Source organism: Pseudoxanthobacter sp. (genome assembly GCF_036822375.1).
GTDB lineage: Bacteria > Pseudomonadota > Alphaproteobacteria > Rhizobiales > Segnochrobactraceae > Pseudoxanthobacter.
The window spans coordinates 11,572-16,369 of record NZ_DAISHT010000073.1 but is presented as its reverse complement, the minus strand read 5'-3'; the positions used below and the strand labels follow the sequence as shown (position 1 = coordinate 16,369).

At 71.7% G+C, this 4,798-nt stretch carries 3 protein-coding genes; 1 reads left to right on the top strand and 2 read right to left on the bottom strand.

Annotation, left to right across the window (positions count from 1 at the left end):
• Positions 1-65: 65 nt before the first annotated feature.
• Together V7067_RS09045 and V7067_RS09040 are read right to left on the bottom strand one after the other, a co-directional pair.
• Positions 66-1,592: a glycosyltransferase family 39 protein gene (locus V7067_RS09045; protein WP_334175567.1), complete on the bottom strand. Its 1,527-nt coding sequence runs from the start codon at positions 1,590-1,592 to the stop codon at positions 66-68.
• A 340-nt stretch (positions 1,593-1,932) separates the two neighbouring features.
• A complete protein-coding gene (locus V7067_RS09040; RefSeq protein WP_334175566.1) occupies positions 1,933-2,133 on the bottom strand; it encodes a hypothetical protein in 201 nt (66 codons plus the stop codon).
• Between the two features lie 840 nt (positions 2,134-2,973).
• Here V7067_RS09040 and V7067_RS09035 point away from each other — a divergent pair.
• Complete coding sequence (locus tag V7067_RS09035; protein ID WP_334175565.1) at positions 2,974-4,545, top strand: septal ring lytic transglycosylase RlpA family protein; 1,572 nt, start codon at positions 2,974-2,976, stop codon at positions 4,543-4,545.
• Positions 4,546-4,798: the final 253 nt, after the last annotated feature.

Below are 4,798 nucleotides of genomic sequence, written 5' to 3'. Positions count from 1 at the left end.
GCAGGCGCGCGGGGGCCGGCACCGGCGGGCACGACGGCAGAGGGTGCCCTGTGCCGGCGGTCCGCTCAGCCGCCGGCCGGCCGCTCCGGCCAGGCGACGAGGCTGCGGCCAATGAACACCCGCAGCGGCAGGCTGGTGTGCCCGGAGAGCGGCACCGAAACCGTGCCGGCATCCTCGAAGCGCCGGAAGAAGGGGGCCAGCATCAGCGCCCGCTCTTCGTCGCGCGGCCGCAGCACGATGATCATATCGCGCCCGGCATAGTCCGACGGCCAGGCATTGAAGCCATATTGCCGGGCATCCATGTTGAGGCAGATCACCGGCACGCGCCCGCCGAAGGCATAGTCCAGCTTGCCGGCCTCGCGCCAGTTGACGGCGGCAATCACGTCGTCAGGCCCGGTGGCAAGGCCGCGGTTGGCGAGTTCCGCCGGCAGGGCGGTCCAGTCCACCGCATCGAGAACCAGTTCGCGGGCGCCCTGCGAGCGGTTCCACAGGCCCGGCATGGGATCGAGCCGCACGAGCGCGGCCGCGCCCAGCACCACCACCACCATCAGCGCCACGGTGCCGCGCACCCAGAACCGCGTCAGCCGGTCGCCGGCGGCAAGGCGCCGGGCAACGGCCTCGCCCAGCAGCGGCACCAGCATGAGATAGCCGGGCGCCGCCCAGTGGAACATCACCTGCCGGCTGGACCACAGCGAGATGATGACGAAGCCGGCCACCAGCGGCAGCCCGAGGCAGGCAAAGAACCAGCCGCGCCAGTCCGCCCGCGGGCCGCGGCAGACGGCGCGCACCGTGACGACCATCAGCGGCAGCCAGATCCACGGCAGCACATAGAGCGCCTCGCCGGCCAGCGTGCGCAGCGGGGCCAGCGGCCGCAACACCACGGCCGCGGCCCGGCTGCCCTGAAACGCGAACGAAGCCCAGTCGTTCTGCGCATTCCACACCAGCACCGGCGAGAACACCGCCAGCGCCAGCAGCGCGGCGAGATAGGGCTCGGCCCGCGCAAGCCAGTGCCGGTGGGCCGGCGCGGTGAGGAGAAAGACGAACGCACCGGCCAGCACCCCGGCGGCGGTATATTTGGAGAAAAGCGCGATCCCGGCCAGCAGGCCCGCCAGCGCCCACCAGCCGAAGCTCGCCGGGCGACGGGCCTCCAGCGCGCGCACCATGGCCAGCGCCGCGCCGAGCAGCGCGGCATCGAGGGGCCCGTCGGGCAGCACCCACGTGCCCGATGTCAGCGCCAGCACCGGAATGAGGTTCATCACCAGCGCGGCGGCAACGCCGGCCTGCGGGCTGTAGAGCCGCCGGGTGAGGCGGTACATCAGCCAGGTGGAAAGTGCGAACAGCGCCATGAACGGCGCCCGCGCCACCACCGGCGCCTCGCTGCCGGTCAGGTGCGTGACCGCCCACGTCAGCCACCACGAGGCCGGCGGATGATCGAAATAGCCGATGTGCAGCGCGCGGCCGGCCGCCACCATGTAGCTCTCGTCGATGCCGAGGCCGAAGGCGGCGGCAAAGGCGAGGCGGATGAGCGTGCTGAGCAGGATGATCCAGACGACGGCGGCATCGGGGCCGCAGCGGCACAGGCCGCCAGCCATACCGGTCCGGTCGTCGGCTGCCCGGTCACCGCCTGCAGGGTCATCCCGTCTGCCGAGCGGGCCCGGCCGGCTTGCGGAAAGGCAACTCACGCCGCTTGCCCGCTGGCGGATTGTCGGGGTTCCGGCCTGTGCATACCTTCACGTTCTCCCGCTGCGGCCGGCCGCCTCTTCCCGGCCCCGCCAGATGCGGGAGCACACAGAGCCGGCGAACGTCAGGAGGGTGCGCGACGGCCTTGTGTTTGCGGGGAAGCCTGCAGGAAGCGAGCCGGCCTGTCAGACCCTGCGCTGGATTTGGCATCGTTGTGACACGAATGCAAGATCGGCGGGCCGGTCTGCCGGCTCAGGACTGCCGCGACAGCCGCACGGCCAGCGCGCAGATGAGCGCGCCGGCGATGAGCTTGATGACGCCGGCCGACAGGATGTCGATCTTGGGAATGCCCGAAACCCACACGCCGTTGGTGGCAAGGGCCACCACGTCATGCAGCCCCCAGAGCCAGAGGCCGGCGGCGGCGATGTAGAGCAGGGGAACGACGAAACGCATGTGACAACCGGACTCTGACGACGATGATGCAGGCTTCCCGACCGGACGGAGCGACCGGCGGCAGCTCTCCGGCTGCCGCCCGGCGTCGTTCCGCAGCCCGGCGCGCCGATCTGCTGCGATGCCTCTGCAAAACAGCACGAAACCGGTCGCCGGTCCGGGTCGGAAAGCCCGCTCTGGTGGCAGGTGCGACCTGCGTCTCTCTATAAGATACCGCGCCTTTATGATTCGTATCGGCAGGCTGGCCTGTATTGTCTGTAATCGGGTGGGAATTTTCTAACCAATTCGCCGGAAGCCGCGGCCCCATGCCCGGCCGCTCTGCAACCGCAGCCTGCGCCGGATGCCCGCCGCGCCGCCCGCCCGCGCCGGGGCTGTGGAGAGGCGGCCGGCCGCACCGCGCTAAGCCGCTGCCGCAGCGCAGAAAACACGTCCCGGCCGCACGTGCGCCGGCGCTGTGGAAGACCGGTGGCGCTCCGCCGGCGGCCGGGCGGCGAAAATCGCGCTGCGAGGCGGCCGCGGGGTGGCGGGCGGGGTGTTCTGCCGCGGTCCGGGGGCTTGGCGCGGGCCGGCGAACACGTTAACGTAACAGCTGTGGAAAGGCTGAAACGCCCCCTTGCCGATGTGCGGGCGTTTTCGCGACAGAGATTCCCGCGGTCGTAACGATCCGTCCGCAGGCAACGATAACGGCCCGCACAGGGCCACGGCCCACACAGGGTCTCAGCCGTCCGGCCCCGGCAGAATGCGGGCCGGGCTGAATTCTGGATCGGATGTCGGGTCGTCTTCGACGCCCTCATCCTCTGCCTGTGCCGCAGGGTCCTTTGCGGTGCGACCGAGTGAGGTGGTATGGCGCGCGATCAGATCGACCATGGCAACCCGGACGCGGCCGAGGCCGCAACGTCTTCTCCGCTCACCGCCGGCGACGCCCGGCCGGATCGCAGCGGGGCAAACCGGGCCCCGGTCGCCAGAACGCTCATCGGTGCCGGCGTGCTCGCCGGCTGCCTTGCCGCCGCCGGCTGTAACCCCACCACCAAAACCAGTGCCATCGAGCCGTCCGACAAGGTGACGGTGGCCTCCGTCGATGCCCGCAAGAACGCCCGCGGGCCGGTCGTCGGCAAGCCCTATAAAGTCGCCAACCGCTGGTACACCCCGGCCCACGATCCGCACTACAAGGCTGTGGGCGTCGCCTCCTGGTATGGTCTCGAACTTCACGGCCGCATGACGGCCAGCGGCGAGACCTTCGATTCCACGTCCATTTCCGTTGCCCATCCCACCCTGCCGCTGCCGTCCTATGTGCGGGTGACGAACCTCAAGAACGGCCGCTCGATCGTGGCCCGCGTCAACGACCGCGGCCCGTTCTCCCGCCGGCGTCTGGTCGATGTCTCCGAGCGTGTGGCCTCGATGCTGGATTTCAAGCGATCCGGTTCGGCCCGCGTGTCGGTGGAATATGTCGGCGAGGCCCCGGTCGGCGTCGACGATACCGACCGTCTGCTGGCTACCTATTCGGAGCCGAACAAGCCGGGCCGCGCGCTGCCGGAGACCGGCGAGCGCAACATGATGCTCGCTTCGGCCGGCCCGACGGCGGTCTACTCGATCCAGCAGGGTCTGGAAAAGCTGCAGACCATGATGCCGGTGCTGGCCCAGCGGCCTGAGCCGGTCACCCCGCCGCCGGCCAGCCTGCCGGACGTGAGCCAGATGACCATCGCCGGTCTCGCCACGCCGCTGCCGGAAGAGCGGCCGGGAACCGCCGTTCAGGTCGCCAGTGCCGGGCTGCCGGCGGCGCCGCAGCCGGCGGCCGCCGCGGTGCTGGCCGCCCAGCCGGCCGTCGCCGCTGCCACCACAGCCCGCCGCTCCGCCACCGCCCGCCCGGCCGAGGCCGCCATGCTGGCCTCCGCACCGGCGGCCGTGCCGGTTGCCCAGCCGGTTGCCGAGGTGGCCGTGCTGGAAAGCGGCGATCCCGACATGCCGCCGGTCAGGCCGGGGACGGTCATTTCCGCGGCGGCTGCGCCGGCCGAGGTTGCCGCCGTCGAGCCGGTGGCCTACAGCGCCCGTGCGCATGCCAGCGATCCCGCGCAGGCCGCTGCGCGCGTTGCCAACACCGCGCCGCTCGCTGCGTCCTATGTCTACACCCCCTTCGTGCCGGCCACCGGCGCGCCGATGCAGCTTGCCGTGCCGGCCACCGCCGTCGGCGACGGTTCCGCCACGGCGACCAGCCTGACCACGACGGCGCTTTCGGCCCCGGAGATGACCGTTCCGCTGCCGCTGCCGTCGCCCAACAGCGTGTCGATGCTCGGCACCGTCACCCCGTCGTCGTCGTCCTTTGCGCCGGCCGTGGGCGGCTCGGCGGCGATGGAGGCGGCAAGCCGTTTCGGGGCGCTCAGCGTGTCCGCCTCCTGGCGCAAACCCGCCGCGCAGTAATCCCGCCGTGCAGTGATCCTGGCGGGCGGGGCCCGGCGCCCCGCCGGCCGGTCGGCGCGGCCTTGGGGTCCGCAGGCCTGAACAGGGCTCCGTGGCGGTCGTCACGGGGCCTTCGTCTTTTGTGGGCAGCGGCTTCTGTGGGCAGCGGCTTCTCTTGCGGGCCGCGGTGTCGCGAAGCCGGCGGTTCGCCGGGCGGCAGCCGGGCGCCGCGGAAAGCGGGGCCGGCGCTGTCCGGGTGCTATTGTCAGCGCCG

Excerpts from the sequence above, each read along its gene's own strand:
- V7067_RS09045 (WP_334175567.1), bottom strand. The coding sequence starts at position 1,592 with ATGGCTGGCGGCCTGTGCCGCTGCGGCCCCGATGCCGCCGTCGTCTGG.
- V7067_RS09040 (WP_334175566.1), bottom strand. The coding sequence starts at position 2,133 with ATGCGTTTCGTCGTTCCCCTGCTCTACATCGCCGCCGCCGGCCTCTGG.
- V7067_RS09035 (WP_334175565.1), top strand. The coding sequence starts at position 2,974 with ATGGCGCGCGATCAGATCGACCATGGCAACCCGGACGCGGCCGAGGCC.